Origin of the sequence: Pseudomonas laurylsulfativorans (assembly GCF_002906155.1) — a bacterium.
GTDB lineage: Bacteria > Pseudomonadota > Gammaproteobacteria > Pseudomonadales > Pseudomonadaceae > Aquipseudomonas > Aquipseudomonas laurylsulfativorans.
In genome coordinates this window covers 335226-353535 of the sequence record NZ_MUJK01000003.1, presented here as the reverse complement: position 1 = coordinate 353535, position 18310 = coordinate 335226, and the positions used below count along the sequence as shown (strand labels likewise).

The window sequence follows — 18310 nt, the reverse complement described above, 5'->3', positions numbered from 1 at the left end:
GGATCGCCGGCAAGCCGGCTCCTACAGGTTTTGCGCTGCCCTTGTAGGAGCTGGCTTGCCAGCGATAGCGGACTGACAGACAACAAAGATGTCGAGGTGAACATGTACAACTGGATCGACGCCCTCGCCGACCTGCAAAACCGCGGTGAACCCTGCGTGCTGGTCACCATCATCGAAGAGCTCGGCTCTACGCCGCGCAACGCTGGCTCGAAGATGGTCATCAGCGCGAACCAGACCTTTGACACCATCGGTGGCGGGCACCTGGAATACAAGGCCATGCAGATTGCCCGCGAGATGCTCGCCAGCGGCAAGCAGGACACCCATCTGGAGCGTTTCAGCCTCGGTGCCAGCCTCGGCCAATGCTGCGGTGGTGCAACCGTTTTGCTGTTCGAACCGATGGGACAGGTTCAAGCGCAGATCGCCGTGTTCGGTGCCGGTCACGTAGGCCGCGCCCTGGTGCCGCTGCTGGCCAGCCTGCCTTGCCGGGTGCGCTGGATCGATTCGCGGGAAGAGGAGTTCCCCGAGCAGATCCCCCATGGCGTGCGCAAAATCGTTTCCGAAGAACCTGTGGATGAAATCGATGATCTGCCTGCTGGCAGCTATTGCATCGTGATGACCCACAACCATCAACTCGACCTCGAACTGACCGCTGCGATCCTCAAGCGCAACGACTTCGCCTACTTCGGCCTGATCGGTTCGAAGACCAAACGCGTCAAGTTCGAACATCGCCTGCGCGACCGCGGTTTCGACAGCAGCGTCGTGCAACGCATGCGCTGCCCGATGGGCATCGGCGAAGTCAAAGGCAAGTTGCCTGTGGAAATCGCCATCTCCATCGCCGGCGAGATCATCGCCACCTACAACGCCAATTTCGGCCAGCAAACGTCCAGCGCCGAACCGATTGCCAAACTGCTGCCCGCTTCACGCCGCAGCCACGCTTCGAAGCAAGCTGCCTCGAACTGACAAGCCAGACATTGAGAACCCACATGCCTTTGACTCGCAAAGCCTACCGCGCCGCCATCCTGCACAGCATCGCCGACCCTGCCGAAGTGGGTATCGAAGCCTCCTACGAGTATTTCGAAGACGGCTTGCTGGTTGTGGATAACGGCCAGATCAGCGCCCTCGGCCACGCCAGCGAACTGCTGCCGACCCTGGCGGCTGATATCGAAATCACCCACTACCAGGACGCGCTGATCACCCCCGGCTTCATCGACACCCACATCCACCTGCCGCAAACCGGCATGGTCGGCGCCTACGGCGAGCAATTGCTGGACTGGCTCAACACCTACACCTTCCCGTGCGAAAGCCAGTTCGCCGACAAGGCCCACGCCGACCAGGTCGCGGACATTTTCATCAAGGAACTGCTGCGCAACGGCACCACCACGGCGCTGGTGTTCGGCAGCGTGCACCCGCAATCGGTGAACTCATTCTTCGAAGCCGCCGAGCAGCTGGACCTGCGGATGATCGCCGGCAAGGTGATGATGGACCGCAACGCCCCGGACTACCTGACCGATACCGCCGAATCCAGCTACGTCGAAAGCAAGGCGCTGATCGAGCGCTGGCACGGCAAGGGTCGCCTGCACTACGCCGTCACCCCGCGCTTCGCACCGACCAGCACCCCGGAACAACTGACCCTGGCCGGCCAGTTGCTGACCGAATACCCGGATCTGTACATGCAGACCCACATCAGCGAAAACCTCAAGGAAATCGAGTGGGTCAAGGAACTGTTCCCGGAGCGTAAAGGCTACCTGGACGTCTACGATCACTACCAGTTGCTCGGCGAGCGCTCGGTGTTCGCCCACGGTGTACACCTGTGTGATGACGAGTGCGCGCGACTGGCGGAAACCGGTTCGGCCATCTCGTTCTGCCCGACCTCGAACTTCTTCCTCGGCAGCGGCCTGTTCAACCTGCCGATGGCCGAGAAGCACAAGCTCAACGTCGGCATCGGCACCGACGTGGGCGGCGGCACCAGTTTCTCGCTGCTGCAAACCCTCAACGAAGCCTACAAGGTCATGCAGCTGCAAGGTGCGCGCCTGAGCCCGTTCAAGTCGCTGTACCTGGCCACCCTCGGCGGCGCCCGCGCACTGCGCCTGGAAGACAGGATCGGCAACCTGCAACCGGGCACCGACGCCGACTTCCTGGTGCTGGACTACAACGCTACGCCGCTGCTGAGCTATCGCTTGCAGCAGGCCAACAACATTGCCGAGACGTTGTTTGTGTTGATGACGCTGGGGGATGACCGGACTGTGCTGCAGACCTATGCGGCGGGGAATCTGGTGCATCAGCGCTAAGGTTTCCGGGCATAAAAAATCCCCCGCAATCGTCAGATTACGGGGGATTTTTTGTAGGAGCGAGCTTGCTCGCGATGAACCCGAGGGCGCCACGGGGTGTCAGGCTTCCCGCGTAATCGTTAACGACCATCGCGAGCAGGCTCGCTCCTACAGGGGGCGGTGTTAGATTTTCGCTGGCGAGCGCCCTGGTTTCTTGGTCTGCAACAAATGCGAGAACACCGCATGCAGATCATCCGACGCACTTTCCTCGTCGAGGTTGAGCTTGCTGTCGATGTGATCCATGTGATGCATCATCAGGTTCACCGCCAGCTCACCGTCGCGCTTCTCGATGGCGTCGATCAACTGGGTGTGCTCGTCGTAGGAACAGTGGGAGCGGTTGCCGCTTTCGTACTGGGCAATGATCAGCGAGGTTTGCGACACCAAGCTGCGCTGAAAGCTGATTAACGGGGCGTTTTTCGCCGCTTCGGCCAGTTTCAGGTGGAATTCACCCGACAGGCGGATGCCCGCACCACGGTCGCCACGGGAAAAACTGTCGCGCTCGTCGTTGACCATCTGGCGCAATTCGGCAATCTGCTCGGCGGTCGCGTGCAGAACAGCCAGTTCAGTGATCGCGCGCTCCACCAGTCGGCGGGCCATGAACACCTGACGGGCTTCTTCGACGCTCGGGCTGGCGACCACGGCGCCGCGATTCGGACGCAGCAACACCACGCCTTCATGGGCCAGGCGCGACAAGGCGCGGCGAATGATGGTGCGGCTGACCCCGAAAATCTCCCCCAGCGCTTCTTCGCTCAACTTGGTGCCGGGCGCCAGACGCTGTTCGAGGATGGCCTCGAAGATATGCGCGTAGACAATATCGTCCTGGGTACCGCTGCGGCCGGCTTTGCCTGCTCGCGGTTGTTTCTTTAGGGGTTGCAACTGTTCGTTCATGGGCACTCGAGTCGGAAGAACTGCGGCGAATTGACCGTGACTGTAATACGGCACAGTGGGTCGCTGGCAAGTATCGCGTAAAAAACATGCCGATTGTACACAATGCTTAGTAGCAACACGACTGTACGGCTGTTTGTCACTTCCGCTGTATCGCAACGATCCAATACGTTTGAGTTTAGGCTTTAACGCAGAATCCGCAGCGTTTGCATCACTGTAGGAGCCGGCTTGCCGGCGATTCGGTCTTGAGGCTTGCGCCAGACTCAAGGGCGCCCTCGCTGGCAAGCCAGCGCCTACAGAGGGTTGCGTTGCAGCGGACATCTTCATCTGTATAAGGAACACCACCGTCATGAACGACGCCACCCACACGCAGCTCCGCCCCTTGGCCGACACCTCGCCCTCGGCCATCGTCGCCGGGTTCATCGCCATGATGACCGGCTACACCAGCTCCCTGGTGCTGATGTTTCAGGCCGGGCAAGCGGCGGGTCTGAGCAGCGGGCAGATTTCTTCGTGGATCTGGGCCATCTCGATCGGCATGGCGGTGTGCTCCATCGGCCTGTCCTTGCGCTATCGCACGCCGATCACCATCGCCTGGTCGACCCCCGGCGCCGCGCTGCTGATCACCAGCCTGGGCGGCGTGAGCTACGGCGAAGCCATTGGTGCCTACATTACCTGCGCGGTGCTGGTGACGATTTGCGGGCTGACCGGCAGCTTCGAACGGCTGGTGAAAAAGATACCGGCATCCCTGGCCGCCGCCCTGCTGGCGGGGATCCTGTTCAAGATCGGCAGCGAGATTTTCGTCGCCGCACAACACCGCACCGCCCTGGTTCTGGGCATGTTTGTCACTTATCTGGTGGTCAAGCGCCTGTCCCCACGCTATGCGGTGTTGGCGGCATTGCTGATTGGCACCGCATTGTCAGGCTTCATGGGGCTGCTGGACTTCAGCGGTTTCCACCTGGAAGTGGCCACGCCGGTCTGGACCACGCCGCACTTCTCCCTGGCCGCGACCATCAGCATCGGCATCCCGCTGTTTGTCGTCGCCATGACGTCACAAAACATGCCCGGCATCGCCGTATTGCGCGCCGACGGCTACACGGTGCCCGCCTCGCCGCTGATCACCACCACCGGCATCGCCAGTTTGCTGCTGGCGCCGTTCGGTTCTCACGGGATCAACCTGGCGGCGATCAGCGCGGCGATCTGCACCGGGCCGCACGCCCATGAGGATCGCAACAAGCGCTACACCGCAGCGGTCTGGTGCGGGGTTTTCTACGGGATCGCCGGGGTGTTCGGCGCGACGCTCGCGGCATTGTTTGCCGCGCTGCCCAAGGAACTGGTGCTGTCGATCGCGGCGCTGGCGCTGTTCGGCTCGATCATCAACGGCTTGAGCATCGCCATGAGCGAAGTGAAGGAGCGGGAAGCGGCGCTGATCACCTTCATGGTCACGGCATCGGGGCTGACGCTGTTTTCCATCGGTTCGGCGTTCTGGGGGATTGTCGCGGGGGTGGTGACGCTGGTGATTCTGAACTGGCGCAAGGCCCTGTAGGAGCAAGCTTGCTCCGGGCGGCGTTCCGACGATGAACCTGAGAGCACTGCGGGGTGTCGGGTTTCCAGCGTTATCGTTGACGACCATCGCGAGCAAGCTCGCTCCTACAAAAAAAAAGCAAAAAAAACGGCGACCCTCAGGTCGCCGTTTTTTTGAACATCAAGCTACCGGATTGATCGGCTTTTCCGGGTACCAGACGTCCAGCAGCGGGCTGACTTCAACGCTGGTCAGCTCGGTGCGGCCTTTGAGCCAGGCTTCAACGGCAGCGCGCTGTTCAGCGCTGACCGAGCCACGCTTCTGCAGGCAAACCAGACCGTAGTCGTCGCCGCCAACATAGCCCAGGCCGTTGGCTTCCATGGCTTCTTTGAGGAACGCATCGAGGAAAGCATCAATGGCTTCATCAGCCAAATCTTCTTTGAAATCCAGGTTCAGCTCGAAACCCAGCTCTTGAAATTCATCGACGCACAGTTTTTTGCGCAGACGCTGGGAACGGTTAGTCGCCATTGGAACAATCCTCTTAAGTAATAACGGGCGGCACTTTAGCAGTTTAAGCCGCCGATTGCCCGACTCTCTGGGCCTCCACGCCTACCGTCGGTAAAAAAATAGCCGATCAGACAGCCCGCGCGCGGCACAACTCGTGACACCTTGGGGCATAATGCCGACACTTTCATGACCATTGAGGGAATTTATCTTCATGCCCTCATCTTATTTCCCCTCGGCTGTAGGGTTTTATTTCAGATGATCAAATCTTTGCGTCCATTGCTGTTGGCTGGTTTTCTTTTCCCCCTGGCCCTCTCTGTTTCCGCCGCTCCAATCAATACCGCGTTGTCGCCCAACGTTGAAAAAGCCCTTAAAGCCAGCAAGTTGCAGGACAACGCCCTGTCGCTGGTGATGATCCCGCTTACCGGTCCCGGCACCCCGACGGTGTTCAACGCCGACGTGTCGGTCAACCCGGCGTCGACCATGAAACTGGTCACCACCTACGCGGCGCTGGAAATGCTCGGCCCGAACCACCAGTGGAAAACCGAGTTCTACACCGACGGCACCTTGAGTGGCGGCATCCTCAACGGCAACCTCTACCTCAAGGGTGGCGGCGATCCGAAGCTGAACATGGAAAAACTCTGGCTGTTGATGCGCGACCTGCGTGCCAACGGTGTCACCCAGGTCACTGGTGACCTGGTGCTGGATAAAACCTTCTTCGTGCAACCGCAACTGCCGGAGTTCAATGACGACGGCAACGACGAGAACAAGCCGTTCCTGGTCAAACCCGACTCGCTGCTGGTCAACCTCAAGGCGCTGCGCTTCGTCGCACGCAATGACTCGGGCAAGGTACTGGTCTCTGTGGAGCCGCCGATCGCGAGCATCCGCATCGACAACCAGGTCAAAGCCCTCAATTCCAAGCAGTGCACCGGTGGCGTGCGATACAACCCGGTGGCACAAGCCGATGGCACTGTAGCCGTTACCGTTGGCGGTCAACTGGGTGAAGGCTGCAGCTCGCAGACTTACCTGTCGCTGCTCGACCATGCGACCTACACCGCTGGCGCTGTCCGCGCGATCTGGAAGGAACTGGGTGGCAGCATCCAGGGCCGAGATGTGCTGGCACCTACACCGAAAGACGCCAAGGTGCTGGCCCGGGCGTTCTCGCCGGACCTGGCGGAAATCATCCGCGACATCAACAAGTACAGTAACAACACCATGGCCCAGCAGTTGTTCCTGAGCCTCGGCCAACGCTTCCGTACCGATGCCGATGGTGACGACGCCAAGGCCGCCCAGCGTGTCGTGCGTCAGTGGCTGGCGAAGAAGGGCATCACCGCACCGCACCTGGTGATGGAGAACGGTTCCGGCCTGTCCCGTTCCGAGCGCGTCAGCGCCCGGGAAATGGCCTCGATGCTCGAAGCGGCATGGCACAGCCCGTATGCCGCCGAGTACATCAGTTCAATGCCGATTGCCGGCACCGACGGCACCATGCGTAAGCGCCTGAAGACCACTGCGATGCGCGGCGAAGCCCACGTCAAGACCGGCACCCTGAACACCGTGCGGGCGATTGCCGGTTTCAGTCGCGACGTTAACGGTAATACCTGGGCGGTGGTGGCGATTCTCAACGACAAGGCCCCGTTCGGTGCTTCTTCGGTGCTTGATCAGGTACTGCTGGACCTATACCGCCAACCGAAAGTGCCGCAGACGGCTTCGGTGTTGTAAAGCACCGTTCTGCCCCCTTGTAGGAGCGAGCTTGCTCGCGATGGTCGATAACGATAACGCGGACATACTGGATGTACGCGGCGCTCTCGAATCCATCGCGAGCAAGCTCGCGCCTACAAGGGTCAGCGTACAACCCGGGTTAGTTCATCTCTTCCTCAACCCGGTCCCTTCCCGCCTGTTTCGCCGCATACACCCCCGAATCCGCGCGTAACAGCAGGGCATCGGCGCCCTCTCCGACCCGCCAACTGGCAATCCCGAAACTGGCGGTAACCGTACCGACACCTTCAATGGGTGAACTGCGCAGGCCTTGCCACAATTGCTGGGCCAACACATAGGCATGTTCACCACTGATATCCGGACACAGCACCATGAACTCCTCACCGCCCAGGCGGCAGAACACATCGGTGCGACGCAGCCGGTGACCAATCCGTTCACAGACCGCCTGCAACACCCGATCACCGATGGCATGGCCATGCAGGTCATTGATGCGCTTGAAGTGGTCGATATCGAGCATGATCACCGACAAATCCCCACCGCCGCGCTCCACCCGGACCATTTCGGTGGTCAAGCGCTCCTGGAAATAACGCCGGTTGTGGATGCCTGTCAGCGAATCGGTGACCGACAACGCGCGCAACTCTTCTTCCACCCGCTTCATATCGGAAATGTCCGAGATGTAGCCGTGCCACAGCACACCGCCACCGGGCAGTTCCTCCGGAGTGGCTTCGCCGCGAACCCAACGCAGACCACGTTGCGGCAGTTGCACGCGGTACTCCTCGCGCCAGGGGCTGAGGGTGTCGGCCGAGGCGCGGATCGAGGCGCGGACACGGGTGGTGTCCTGAGGGTGAATCCGGGTGAAGATCGACTCGGCATTGAGCAGCAGCACGTCGGGTTCCAGTTCGTAGATCTCGCGAATGCCGTCGCTGGCGTAAATCACGCTGAAACGCCCGTCGAACTCCATCTTGAACTGGTAGATGCCACCGGGCACATGGGCGCTGAGTTTCTTCAACAACAGATCCCGCGCCGCGAGCGCTTCGTGGACCCGTTTGCGTTCGGTGATGTCGATGCACACCGCCAGGTGCCCGACCCACAGGCCTTGCTCGTCGAGCACCGGTGTGGCGAGCATGTTGACCATCAAATGGCTGCCATCGTCGCGCACCAGCGTCCACTCCCGCGCCTCGTGGCCGCCCTCCACGCCGCCTTCGACCAGCATCGCCTGGCAGGTCGGCACCGGTTTGCCATAGCGCGCACTCAACTCCGTCGAGCGAGCGACCAATTCCCGGGGCAGGTGCAGGTTCTCCAGGGTCATATGACCGACCACGTCGGCACTGCTATAGCCAAGCATCTGCTCGGCACCGGCGTTAAAGGTGCTGATGACGCCGCGCAGGTCGGTGGCGATGATCGCAACCTGGGTGGCGGCATTGAGCACGCCACGCAACTGACCATGGGTGCCGCGCAGCTCCTGCTCTCGATCGCGCAGCTCCTGGGTGCGTTGCTCGACCAGCCTCAACGCCCGCTGCCGCTGACTGACCAACACATACAGCAAGGCACTGAGCATCACGCTGAGCAATCCACCCAACACCACCAGGCTGGTTACCGAGGAATGGTTGGCCTGCACGAACGCGTCGCTGGGCTGGATATCGACTTGATAGTCATGGTCGGCCATGCGCAACAGGCGTGTGGCGGACAACTCGCTGATGGCCGGCGGGTTGGGCGACTCGAACAGCACTTCGTGCTGGTCGACGGTCGACAAATCGAGGATACGCACCGAGAGATAGTCACGGCTCGCTTCCGGCAGTCCGTCCGCCAGCAACTGGCGCATGCTGATCACAGCCATGACATAACCGTAGGGCTTCGCGGCCTCGTGGTCCTGACTGTTGCGCTTAGTGACCGGCGCGACCAGCAACACGCCTCGTGCATAGGCCGGCTCGATACTCACCAGATGCATCGGTTGGGATACCGCCATACCGCCATGCTGATCGGCCCGTTCGAGCGTGGCACGCCGCTGTGGCTGGGCCAGCAAGTCGTATCCGAGGGGAGCGCCGAGTTTGCTTTGCGTCTGGCTATACAGCACCGCTACGTACTCATCTCGCTCGCCGGCCCGTTGCAATTGGCCGTCGGCACTGAGTTCTTTCAGCGTGAAGCTGCTCAAGCCTTCTTCACGCGCTCGACGCTCGAACGCCGCACGCTCGTCACGGGAGACCCGTTGGGCGTAGGAATACGCCTGGGTTCGCAGCAGCAAAGGTTGGGTGTAGCCGTCGAATTCCGCTCGGGAAACCGAATCGGAATTGGCGAAAAAACGGCGCAGGCCATCGAGGCGCTGCTCCTGATCTTCGAAACGCTCTTCGATACGGCTGTAACGCTCACTGGCCAGCAGCTGGAAACGTTGCCGCAATTGATGGTGAAACAGATTCAGCGTCGACCACGCCAGCAAGCCCGTAAGCACCCCGCCGACAAGCAATACCAGCATCGCGACCAGCCAGGCCGAGACATCTTCGCTGATAAAACCCAGGATTTTGGGGCGCACGGCGTGCAACGACATAGAACGCAAACTCAAAACGCCAGGTGCGGGGAAGCCCTTTGGCCATGAGTTGAGTTATAGCTATTAGCCACTAATTTGGCTAGCGCTGAAGGGCCCCGTAGGAGCGAGCTTGCTCGCGATGGTCGATAACGATAACGCGTGCTTTCTGAATACACGCGGCGCTTTCGGGTCCATCGCGAGCAAGCTCGCTCCTACAGGGATCCAGGTATCAACGAGCCGTGATTTTCCAGGCGCGATGAATCTTGGCGTTGCGGGCAAAATCCGGATCGATGGTCTGGGCGGTGATCTCTTCGACCGCATAGCGCTCGCCGAGGTTGGCTTCCAGTTCGAACTTGCGGAAGTTGTTGGAGAAGTACAACACACCACCAGGCGCCAGACGCGCCATGGCCAGGTCGATCAGTTGCACCTGATCGCGCTGCACGTCGAACACGCCTTCCATGCGCTTGGAGTTGGAGAACGTCGGCGGGTCGATGAAGATCAGGTCGTACTCGTCACGACTGGCTTCCAGCCACGCCATCACATCGCCCTGCTCCAGGCGGTTCTTGTCGGAAAAACCGTTCAGCGACAGGTTGCGACGCGCCCAGTCCAGATAGGTTTTCGACAGGTCGACACTGGTGGTGCTGCGCGCGCCGCCCTTGGCCGCATGCACGCTGGCCGTCGCGGTGTAGCAGAACAGATTGAGGAAGCGTTTGCCGGCCGCCTCTTTTTGGATACGCATGCGCATCGGCCGATGATCGAGGAACAGGCCGGTGTCGAGGTAGTCGGTGAGGTTCACCAGCAGCTTCACGCCGCCTTCATTGACCTCGACGAACTTGCCTTGCGCCGCCTGGCGCTCGTACTGCTTGGTGCCGCTCTGACGCTCGCGGCGCTTGACCACCACGTGGCTCTTGTCGATGTTCAACGCCTGCGGAATCGCCGCCAGGGCATCGAACATGCGGGCCGAAGCTTTTTCCGGGTCGATGGATTTCGGTGCGGCGTACTCCTGAACATGGACCCAATCGTGATACAGGTCGATGGCCATGGAGTATTCCGGCATGTCGGCATCGTAGACGCGGTAGCAGTCAATGCCTTCACGCTTGACCCACTTGCCCAGGGTCTTGAGATTCTTTTGCAGGCGGTTGGCAAACATCTGCCCGCCTTCGCTCAGGCGCGGTTGCTCGACCACCGGAGCCGGTGCCGGCGTCGGTTTGATCGGGTTGCCGTTCTTGTTGAACTTGCGTTCCTGCGGCTCGTTTGGCGCCTGATCGTAGGCGGCTTGCTCACGCTCGACCTGGCGCTGCTCCGGGGTACGGCGCTCGCCGGTGACGAACTGGTCCGGCAACACCTTGATCAGCAACAGCTTGCACGGCAAGGCGCCGTTCCAGAACGAATACTGCTTGTGGCTGCGGATGCCCATGCGCTTGCCCAGGTCCGGCGCGCCGGTGAACACCGCCGCTTCCCAGTTCAGGCAGGCCTGACGCAGGCGCTCGCCGAGGTTCTGGTAGAGGTAGAGCAGGCTCGCCTCGTCGCCCAGACGCTCGCCGTACGGAGGGTTGCAGATCACCAGGCCTTTCTGGTTCTGGTCCGGACGCGGCTCGAACGTCGCGACTTCGCCCTGATAGATCTTGATCCACTCGCTCAGTCCGGCACGCTCGACGTTGTTGCGGCCCGGTTGAATCAGGCGCGGGTCGGCTTCGTAACCGCGAATCCACAGCGGCGGCTTGGCCAGACCGGCAGCGGCGCGTTCGGACGCTTCTTCATGGAGTTTTTTCCACAGCGCCGGTACGTGCCCGAGCCAGGCGGTGAAGCCCCACTGTTCGCGACGCAGGTTCGGCGCGATATCGGCGGCGATCATCGCCGCTTCGACCAAAAAGGTACCGACACCGCACATCGGGTCGGCCAGTGCGCCGCCTTCGGCCGCGATACGTGGCCAGCCGGAACGGATCAGGATGGCGGCCGCGAGGTTTTCCTTCAGAGGTGCCGCACCTTGCTGCAGGCGATAGCCGCGCTGGTGCAGGCTGTGGCCGGAGAGGTCGAGGGACAGAATGGCTTCGCCACGGTCCAGGCGCAGGTGAATGCGCAGGTCCGGATTGAGCTTGTCGATGGACGGACGGTCGCCTTGCGGGGTGCGCAGTTTGTCGACGATGGCGTCCTTGACCTTCAGCGCGCCGAAGTGGGTGTTGTCGATACCCGAGCCATGGCCACTGAATTCGACGGCCAGGGTGCCGTCATTGAGCATGTGGTCTTGCCACTCGATGTCCAGCACGCCGTGGTACAGGTCTTCGGCGTCCTTCATCGGGAAACGCTTGAGCACCAGCAGCACGCGGTTGGCCAGGCGCGACCACAGGCACAGGCGATAAGCGGTTTCCATGGTGGCCATGCCGCGCACGGCAGAGGTGTGTTCCCGCGCTTCCTCAAGGCCAAGCCCGACGGCTTCCTCGATGAGCAGGCCTTCGAGGCCTTTTGGGCAAGTGAGGAAGAGTTCGAAATGATCGGACATGGGAATTCCAGAACCTTTAGCTGAGTGACCGGGCAACGCATTGCCGGTCCGGTTTTCAATCAGGCGCTTTTCTCGAAGAGCGCCCGCGTGGCACGAAGGTGTGCCGTTCCACCCCTGCTGCTCGGGTTAAATGAGCTTAGATGCAAGGACAGATAAAAAAGTTGATGCAATAAAATGTCATAAGTCGACCCTTCGTCGAATAGTGCTTCCCGGCAACGGGAGCCATTCTCACTAAAGGATTAAGCCCATCATCCAGTGCAGGGCCGATCATACCGGGGTTTGGCCAATAAATACGCTAAAAACACACTGTTACTTATGGCCTTAACACATCAATAGTTACGTCCTTATGACAAAACGATCATTCCCTCGATGTGACGCATTGGTTAGAACTCAATACAGGTTGGCGCCGCAATGACGCCAACACCTTGGCTCGTCACGCCGGCAACGAGCCCCAACGGCAGAGTTTTTCTGCCAGACCTCTTTAGAGGTCGACGCGATGAATACAGTCAACAAGTGAGGGCTACACCCTATGAGAAGACTTAAGCGTGATCCGTTGGAAAGAGCATTTTTGCGCGGATATCAATATGGCGTTGGTGGTAAATCCCGTGAGCTTTGCCCATTTACTCTACCGTCGGTACGTCAAGCCTGGATTAACGGCTGGCGAGAAGGACGCGGCGACAACTGGGACGGTATGACCGGCACTGCAGGAATCCACAGACTCAACGAACTTCACGCCGTCGGCTAATTACAGGGCACAACACTCCGACACGACAATTTGATTTTGTACTGAATTAACCATGCGTGTCCCATCCGGACCGCGGGCTCCGGCCCAGGGGCTCCTTCAAGGAGCCCTTTTTTATGCCTGCCAGAAACACCGCGACAAACCTTTGTGACGAGGGGGCTTGCCCCCGTTCGGCTGCGAAGCAGTCGTGTTTTTCCTGGCACACCGAGTCGTTTGGTTTCGGGGCCGCTTCGCAGCCCAACGGGGGCAAGCCCCCCTCGCCACAGTTTGCCTATTCTTCAGCGCAGGGCTGCGATGGCGTCTACCGACTCACGAATCAACGCCGGGCCTTTGTAGATGAAGCCCGAATAGATCTGCACCAGGCTCGCGCCTGCGGTGATTTTCTCCGCCGCGTGCTTGCCTTCGGTAATGCCACCGGCAGCGATGATCGGCAGGCGACCACCCAACTCCGCAGCCAACACTTTCACGGTATGGGTGCTCTTGTCGCGAACCGGTGCGCCGGACAGACCACCAGCCTCGTCTCCATGCTCCATGCCTTCGACGCCTACGCGGCTCAGGGTGGTGTTGGTGGCGATGACCGCATCCATTCCTGTTTCGATCAGCGCTTGCGCAACCTGTGCGGTTTCTTCGTCGTTCATGTCCGGCGCGATCTTGATTGCCAGCGGTACATGCTTGCCATGACGCAAGGCCAGTTCCGCGCGGCGCTCGGCCAGATCAGCCAGCAACTGCTTGAGCGAATCACCGAATTGCAGGCTGCGCAGGCCCGGCGTGTTCGGCGAACTGACGTTGACCGTCACATAGCTGGCGTGGGCGTAAACCTTGTCCAGGCAGATCAGGTAATCATCCACGGCGCGCTCGACCGGCGTATCGAAGTTCTTGCCGATGTTGATGCCCAGCACGCCCCTGTACTTGGCTGCCGCCACGCGGGCCAGCAGGTGATCGACGCCGAGGTTGTTGAAGCCCATGCGATTGATGATTGCCTCGGCTTCCGGCAAACGGAACAGGCGTGGCTTCGGGTTGCCCGGCTGCGGACGCGGGGTGATGGTACCGATTTCGACAAAACCGAAACCCAGTTGGGCGAAACCATCGATGGCCGCGCCATTCTTGTCCAGGCCGGCGGCCAGCCCCACCGGATTGGGGAAGTCCAGGCCCATGACATTCACCGGCATTTTCGCCGGGGCCTTGCACAGCAAGCCGTTGAGCCCAAGACGCCCGCCCGCGCCGATCAAGTCCAGGGACAGATCGTGGGAGGTTTCCGGGGAAAGTTTGAACAACAGCTGACGGGCCAGGGTGTACATGGGCGGGTTTGACTCAGGGCGGTGAAAAGTGGCGGCGATTATAGCCGGGTGGAGGGGGACAGGCGAGGACATGTATGAGCCCTGCCCCACTCCACATTCTTGACGACACCAGGCAAAGCCTTTACGGCGCAGGATTCTCGCGCAATTGCTCGGGCGACCATTGATTGTCAGTACGCTGGGAACAACTCCAGATGAACGGAAAGTAGATGAGCATCAGCATCAGCATTACACAGACATTCACAACATGACCTTGAGTACCCTCACCCAGATCAGTCAAGGCCAACTCGACGGCTGCCGCGGCCACTGCAAGATTGAGGGCCTGAAACGCCGAGGTTCGGGACGCGTTGACATTGAGAAATGCACTGGCCAGTTGCTCACCTGACGGCAGGCGTGCCCCGGCACGTACTTGCAGCACACTTTGCTGCAGTGACTCCGGGTCGGACAGCACTGAGTCCAGTCCAGCCGAAGGAGACAGCAAGGGCCAGCTTCTGCACAGGATAAAGATGAAATCGTCAATGACAGCGCCCGTGGCATTCAGTACCCCCTGGATGACATCCGCGCCCAGGCTGTAGCCAAGTTCGGCCGCGTATCGACCCGGACCGCTCAGCGGCATCAAGGCTCCCAGCTCCGCCAGCAGATATTGCACTGTGCCAAAAGCTACCGTGGTTACCCCGGTAGCGCCGGCACTGGCTGCGCCTGCGTTGTCCTGCAAAGGGAAGAAGGCGTTGCCCAGATCTCGAGCCACCGTATAGATATTGGTATTGATGATGCTCGAAAGCATGGTGCTCGAAGCACCGGTCACGTGCGCGGCAATCAGCGCGCCCATCGTAATGCTGGCCATGCAAACGCGCCCCAGTCGTGACTGAAGGCTGGCCGTTCCCGCGCACTCGTCGCGGATGGCGCCCATCAGACTCATCGCGGGTCCAATCATCGTTATGGCGGCCACCTCCCATGCGCGAGATGCCTCGGGTGAGTCGCCCTCCCGGATAGCTTTCTCCACGTAATAACCGACCAACTGACGTAATACTGTGGTCAGCGCGACGACCAGGCCTGTGCGTGCCGTAACATTAAGCAGGTTCAGCCCGGGCCCTCGGGCGCTCTCAAGCAACTCCAAGCCCGCATCAACAATGGACTGCATTCGACTTTCGCGGGTTTGCTGGGTATCAAGAGCATTCAACTCGGCGGCTCTAGTGAATAACTCACTAGATTCCCCCTCTCTCGGCAAGCCCTCCCCCTCAATGAAGCCCCGCACCGCTGTCGCCAAAGTTTGGTCTGTCTCGCCCTGCCCTGCCTCGATCACCTGCAACTCAATCGCAACCCTGCGCTCCAGGAGCGTCATCCCCGCGGCTACTTCCCTGGGGGATCCCAGTGCTCGCGCTTGAAAACCCGGGCTTGCGATATCAGGAGCGTCTATCAAACGGTTGCTCGCTGAACTGACACGTGAAGTGTCATTGCCCGAAATAGCAAAGATATTTCCAGTTGAACCACCAATCGAGTCAATCATCGTCGCTTCCCTGATCAGCTAAATAAATGTTTACTGCTCGGCCTCACCACTCACTCTTCTCCCAAGCCTCATCCTCCATCGGTTGAAACACCTCACGCATGAAGCCCTTGACGAAGGCGTCCATGGCGAACGCCAGGCCATTGGCCCCTTTGATTTCCTTATAAAGCTGCGACTTTTCCAGACCGTCGTCCTTCAATCGAAACAGCACCTGGAGTGTGACTGCCATCAACGCCTTGGCAGTGGGGTACGCGGGTGACTCTCCATCTGCACCTCGAAGCGAACGGAGAAACGCATGGATGGCCTTTTCTCCCTGCCCCTCCATGGCTGACAGCCGCTCATACAAGCGCTCGAATTCGGGGTCCGGGCGCTTGTTTTCAGGCACGTTCTGGCTGGCCGCAAGCACACGAGACTCAAGCGACTCGACCGTTGCGCGCGCCCCGCGCTCAACCGTGCGCAGACTCAAACCGCTTTCAATCTTCATGGCGAACCTCGGTCGGGGCAGTTTCAGTGCAACCGGCCGAGCGTTCGGCAAAGGTCGAATACAGATCCGTGAGCGCCTGCATGGAAGCCCGGTCCAGAGCGCGCACCGATTCCGGCAGATTCGCCACGCACGCCAGCAAGCGCGGCTCCAGTCGTTGCCTCGTCGTTTCAAGATCGAATTCCAGCAGTTGATCCGCAAGCCTCGCCACATAGCGCTCTTGCGGGTGATAGTCGATGACCAGTTCGCCGGACCAGAGCCTGCTCAAGCGCTCGCGAAGTTCATTGCCCTGCGGCCGACAATGCATCGGCAGCAACACGTGCAACACTGCGCCGGTGCCGGCCGGTTGTGTCGTCAGCCAACGCTCTAACATTTCGTCCAGCCATTCGGGACGCTTCAGCGCGTCTGTGAGCAAATCGCGAGCGGACTGCGCAAGGTCGCTGCGCAATTGCTGCCCCAACGCCTGCGACGCCAGCAAGCCGTTAGCCAGATGCTCCATGACGCGCAAGATGCCGTCGGCATAGCCTTGCGAAAAGGCATGGGCGTGAACCGCTTCGGCGTCACGCCGAGCCTGCTCTACACAATCACGGGCCCAGCGCTGAGCCTGTTGCTGCAACGCTCGACGCCGACGTGCGGCGACGATGTCTTCGCGGGACACAAGCGCATCGCTCGCCACGGGAAGGTCAGTCAGGGTTCGGATAGCGTCGAGCATGTTGCACCGCCAAAAAGAAAAGAGCTGTATCGGGTTGCGTGACCGGCCACTGCCTGTGCAGGCGAACAACCGGTTCGGAAAATTGCAGGGGCAGGCGTTCGAGCAAGACTGGCGGTACCTGCTCGTACCAACTCCACAACGCATTGAGGCCGGCGGCTTCGACCTGTTCTATCGAAACAGGCGAGTTCCCGATCGGCAGGGCGCATCGAACACCCAGGCTGCAACCGGCGAACCGACGTAGAGGCAATGGCAGGCGAAGCAACGTCGCGCCTCGCGCCAGATCGGGCATCAAGCGATAAGCGCCCATCAGCCTTGCGATATCAGGCAACTGTCGCCAATGGCGAACCCATTGCCGTGCCACGGCCGTCAGCGGAGTCGCAGGCGACGCCCACCGTTTTTCAAGACCTTCGAGCAGTATTCGGTTGAGCAGACCGCGTGCCTCAGGCCCGGTAAATTCCTCCGGCAAAGGCAGGCGCTGCGGATGCAGATAGCTCAGGGGCTCGGCGAGAATCTCCGATAAACACTCAGCGTGCGACATTACGCTGCCCTGCGCTTGATTGGCGGTAAGCCCAGGCTGCGCCACTGGCCAACAGCAATGCGGTCACCGCGGACAACCACGAGATCCAGTGCGAATGCCCTTGCGTGGCGGCCGCGGACGGCGCGATATGCTGGGTCGGCGAGCGCCTGGACAGTACCACCGAGATGTTCTCGTATTCGACCGCCGCAAAACTGTTCTTGAGAAAACGCTTGATGTCGGTGATCAGCAATTGCGGATCGACGTCGAGCTCATGGATCGCCACTGCCGAGAGGTGGACGGGCGGCTTCTTGCGCCCGCCTTCGCCGGCCTCCAGGTCGTAACTGACGTGCACTCGCGCCGACACCACGCCTTCGAGTACACCCAGCGACTGTTCGATGCGCTGCTCCAGCGCCGAATAAAGCCGGGCTTTTTCAGCGCGGGGCGAGGCCACCAGCGAGTCGGCAGGAAACATCTCCGCCACTTGCAGGCGCGGCCGCGAAGGCAAGGAATAGAGGTTGAGCAAATCGACCGCCGCGGAAAAATCGACCTGATTGATTTTCACCGCATAGCCGGTTTTGCCAGCATCGACTTTCACCGCAGCAATGTTATTGCGCTGCAGCACCGACAGCACTTCATTGGCCTGCTGCTGATCCAGCCCTTCGAGCAGATTGGGTTGGCGACACCCCGACAGCGCCAGGCACAACAGCATCAGCAAAACGCCTGGCTTCATGAGGCACGCAGCAGGGTTTCGGCAGTGCCTACTGCTTTGCGGACCAGTACGTTAAGCAAGTTGATGTCCACGTTGTATTGCCCGGTCAGCTCCTGTAACTGGGCCAGTACTTCGGGATTGGTGATATCCGGGCGCTGCAGCATCTGATTGATGGCTGAAACGTCCTGCTCGCTATTGACCGCGGAACCGGCAAACGCTTCGATCAATCGGGACTCAAGGGATACGATCGGGCCTTCGTGGGGGCCGCGCAATTCCGTAAAGACCGATCGGCCGACGCCAGACAGAGAAATGTTTTGAATAGCCATGCAATGCACTCATGAAAATGGCCATTGACGCGTACCAATGGCCGGTCAAAAA

General features: G+C 60.3%; 16 protein-coding genes. 5 read left to right on the top strand and 11 right to left on the bottom strand.

All coding sequences use genetic code 11. The features are described 5' to 3' along the window. Positions 1-102: 102 nt before the first annotated feature. Together xdhC and guaD are read left to right on the top strand one after the other, a co-directional pair. Complete coding sequence (xdhC, locus tag B0D71_RS12055) at positions 103-960, top strand: xanthine dehydrogenase accessory protein XdhC (protein ID WP_103394959.1); 858 nt, start codon at positions 103-105, stop codon at positions 958-960. 23 nt (positions 961-983) lie between these two features. Continuing rightward, the gene (guaD, locus tag B0D71_RS12050; RefSeq protein WP_103394958.1) at positions 984-2288 is read left to right on the top strand and encodes a guanine deaminase; all 1305 of its coding nucleotides are present in this window, start codon (positions 984-986) and stop codon (positions 2286-2288) included. A gap of 162 nt (positions 2289-2450) precedes the next feature. Here the strand turns inward: guaD and B0D71_RS12045 are convergent, their stop codons facing one another. Beyond that, positions 2451-3215 carry a GntR family transcriptional regulator gene (locus B0D71_RS12045; protein ID WP_103394957.1) on the bottom strand — a complete coding sequence of 255 codons (765 nt, stop codon included), beginning with the start codon at positions 3213-3215 and terminating at the stop codon, positions 2451-2453. A 346-nt stretch (positions 3216-3561) separates the two neighbouring features. Between B0D71_RS12045 and B0D71_RS12040 the strand changes: the two genes are divergently transcribed. Continuing rightward, on the top strand, positions 3562-4755 hold the full coding sequence (locus B0D71_RS12040) for a benzoate/H(+) symporter BenE family transporter (RefSeq protein WP_103394956.1): 1194 nt from the start codon (positions 3562-3564) through the stop codon (positions 4753-4755). A gap of 159 nt (positions 4756-4914) precedes the next feature. Here the strand turns inward: B0D71_RS12040 and B0D71_RS12035 are convergent, their stop codons facing one another. Beyond that, complete coding sequence (locus B0D71_RS12035) at positions 4915-5259, bottom strand: YggL family protein (RefSeq protein WP_007971486.1); 345 nt, start codon at positions 5257-5259, stop codon at positions 4915-4917. A 234-nt stretch (positions 5260-5493) separates the two neighbouring features. On the opposite strand from B0D71_RS12035, the gene dacB reads away from it, so the two are divergent. Further along, entirely contained in the window at positions 5494-6954 is a 1461-nt protein-coding gene (dacB, locus tag B0D71_RS12030) for a D-alanyl-D-alanine carboxypeptidase/D-alanyl-D-alanine endopeptidase (protein WP_103394955.1), read from the top strand. A 139-nt stretch (positions 6955-7093) separates the two neighbouring features. Here the strand turns inward: dacB and B0D71_RS12020 are convergent, their stop codons facing one another. Together B0D71_RS12020 and rlmKL are read right to left on the bottom strand one after the other, a co-directional pair. Continuing rightward, complete coding sequence (locus B0D71_RS12020) at positions 7094-9493, bottom strand: sensor domain-containing diguanylate cyclase (RefSeq protein WP_103394953.1); 2400 nt, start codon at positions 9491-9493, stop codon at positions 7094-7096. 208 nt (positions 9494-9701) lie between these two features. Then, positions 9702-11972 (bottom strand): bifunctional 23S rRNA (guanine(2069)-N(7))-methyltransferase RlmK/23S rRNA (guanine(2445)-N(2))-methyltransferase RlmL, encoded by a 2271-nt coding sequence (rlmKL, locus tag B0D71_RS12010; protein WP_103394952.1) that lies wholly within the window; start codon positions 11970-11972, stop codon positions 9702-9704. A 529-nt stretch (positions 11973-12501) separates the two neighbouring features. On the opposite strand from rlmKL, the gene rmf reads away from it, so the two are divergent. Continuing rightward, positions 12502-12717, top strand: coding sequence for a ribosome modulation factor (rmf, locus tag B0D71_RS12000; RefSeq protein WP_003223300.1), 216 nt, complete (start codon positions 12502-12504; stop codon positions 12715-12717). A 275-nt stretch (positions 12718-12992) separates the two neighbouring features. Here rmf and B0D71_RS11995 read toward each other — a convergent pair whose 3' ends face one another. The 7 genes from B0D71_RS11995 to sctI all read right to left on the bottom strand — a co-directional run bounded on the left by B0D71_RS11995 (position 12993) and on the right by sctI (position 18258). Further along, positions 12993-14012, bottom strand: a complete 1020-nt coding sequence (locus B0D71_RS11995) for a quinone-dependent dihydroorotate dehydrogenase (RefSeq protein ID WP_103394951.1) — start codon at positions 14010-14012, stop codon at positions 12993-12995. Positions 14013-14133: 121 nt separating this feature from the next. Continuing rightward, positions 14134-15516, bottom strand: a complete 1383-nt coding sequence (locus B0D71_RS11990; RefSeq protein WP_103394950.1) for a hypothetical protein — start codon at positions 15514-15516, stop codon at positions 14134-14136. A 43-nt stretch (positions 15517-15559) separates the two neighbouring features. Further along, on the bottom strand, positions 15560-15997 hold the full coding sequence (locus B0D71_RS11985) for a hypothetical protein (RefSeq protein WP_103394949.1): 438 nt from the start codon (positions 15995-15997) through the stop codon (positions 15560-15562). Continuing rightward, on the bottom strand, positions 15987-16706 hold the full coding sequence (locus B0D71_RS11980) for an oxygen-regulated invasion protein OrgB (RefSeq protein WP_103395262.1): 720 nt from the start codon (positions 16704-16706) through the stop codon (positions 15987-15989). Before B0D71_RS11980 ends, B0D71_RS11985 begins: the two co-directional genes overlap by 11 nt. Further along, complete coding sequence (locus B0D71_RS11975; RefSeq protein WP_103394948.1) at positions 16678-17244, bottom strand: secretion system protein; 567 nt, start codon at positions 17242-17244, stop codon at positions 16678-16680. The genes B0D71_RS11980 and B0D71_RS11975 overlap by 29 nt, the downstream gene beginning before the upstream one ends. Further along, entirely contained in the window at positions 17231-17953 is a 723-nt protein-coding gene (locus B0D71_RS11970; RefSeq protein ID WP_103394947.1) for an EscJ/YscJ/HrcJ family type III secretion inner membrane ring protein, read from the bottom strand. Before B0D71_RS11970 ends, B0D71_RS11975 begins: the two co-directional genes overlap by 14 nt. After that, a complete protein-coding gene (sctI, locus tag B0D71_RS11965) occupies positions 17950-18258 on the bottom strand; it encodes a type III secretion system inner rod subunit SctI (protein WP_103394946.1) in 309 nt (102 codons plus the stop codon). The genes B0D71_RS11970 and sctI overlap by 4 nt, the downstream gene beginning before the upstream one ends. Positions 18259-18310 lie beyond the last annotated feature (52 nt).

What these genes read in the sequence shown, in the direction of transcription:
- B0D71_RS12045 (WP_103394957.1), bottom strand. Translation starts at nt 3,215, where the DNA reads ATGAACGAACAGTTGCAACCCCTAAAGAAACAACCGCGAGCAGGCAAA.
- xdhC (WP_103394959.1), top strand. Translation starts at nt 103, where the DNA reads ATGTACAACTGGATCGACGCCCTCGCCGACCTGCAAAACCGCGGTGAA.
- B0D71_RS11970 (WP_103394947.1), bottom strand. Translation starts at nt 17,953, where the DNA reads ATGAAGCCAGGCGTTTTGCTGATGCTGTTGTGCCTGGCGCTGTCGGGG.
- B0D71_RS12040 (WP_103394956.1), top strand. Translation starts at nt 3,562, where the DNA reads ATGAACGACGCCACCCACACGCAGCTCCGCCCCTTGGCCGACACCTCG.
- B0D71_RS12020 (WP_103394953.1), bottom strand. Translation starts at nt 9,493, where the DNA reads ATGTCGTTGCACGCCGTGCGCCCCAAAATCCTGGGTTTTATCAGCGAA.
- rmf (WP_003223300.1), top strand. Translation starts at nt 12,502, where the DNA reads ATGAGAAGACTTAAGCGTGATCCGTTGGAAAGAGCATTTTTGCGCGGA.
- B0D71_RS11980 (WP_103395262.1), bottom strand. Translation starts at nt 16,706, where the DNA reads ATGCTCGACGCTATCCGAACCCTGACTGACCTTCCCGTGGCGAGCGAT.
- rlmKL (WP_103394952.1), bottom strand. Translation starts at nt 11,972, where the DNA reads ATGTCCGATCATTTCGAACTCTTCCTCACTTGCCCAAAAGGCCTCGAA.
- sctI (WP_103394946.1), bottom strand. Translation starts at nt 18,258, where the DNA reads ATGGCTATTCAAAACATTTCTCTGTCTGGCGTCGGCCGATCGGTCTTT.
- B0D71_RS11975 (WP_103394948.1), bottom strand. Translation starts at nt 17,244, where the DNA reads ATGTCGCACGCTGAGTGTTTATCGGAGATTCTCGCCGAGCCCCTGAGC.
- B0D71_RS11990 (WP_103394950.1), bottom strand. Translation starts at nt 15,516, where the DNA reads ATGATTGACTCGATTGGTGGTTCAACTGGAAATATCTTTGCTATTTCG.
- B0D71_RS11985 (WP_103394949.1), bottom strand. Translation starts at nt 15,997, where the DNA reads ATGAAGATTGAAAGCGGTTTGAGTCTGCGCACGGTTGAGCGCGGGGCG.
- B0D71_RS12035 (WP_007971486.1), bottom strand. Translation starts at nt 5,259, where the DNA reads ATGGCGACTAACCGTTCCCAGCGTCTGCGCAAAAAACTGTGCGTCGAT.
- dacB (WP_103394955.1), top strand. Translation starts at nt 5,494, where the DNA reads ATGATCAAATCTTTGCGTCCATTGCTGTTGGCTGGTTTTCTTTTCCCC.
- B0D71_RS11995 (WP_103394951.1), bottom strand. Translation starts at nt 14,012, where the DNA reads ATGTACACCCTGGCCCGTCAGCTGTTGTTCAAACTTTCCCCGGAAACC.
- guaD (WP_103394958.1), top strand. Translation starts at nt 984, where the DNA reads ATGCCTTTGACTCGCAAAGCCTACCGCGCCGCCATCCTGCACAGCATC.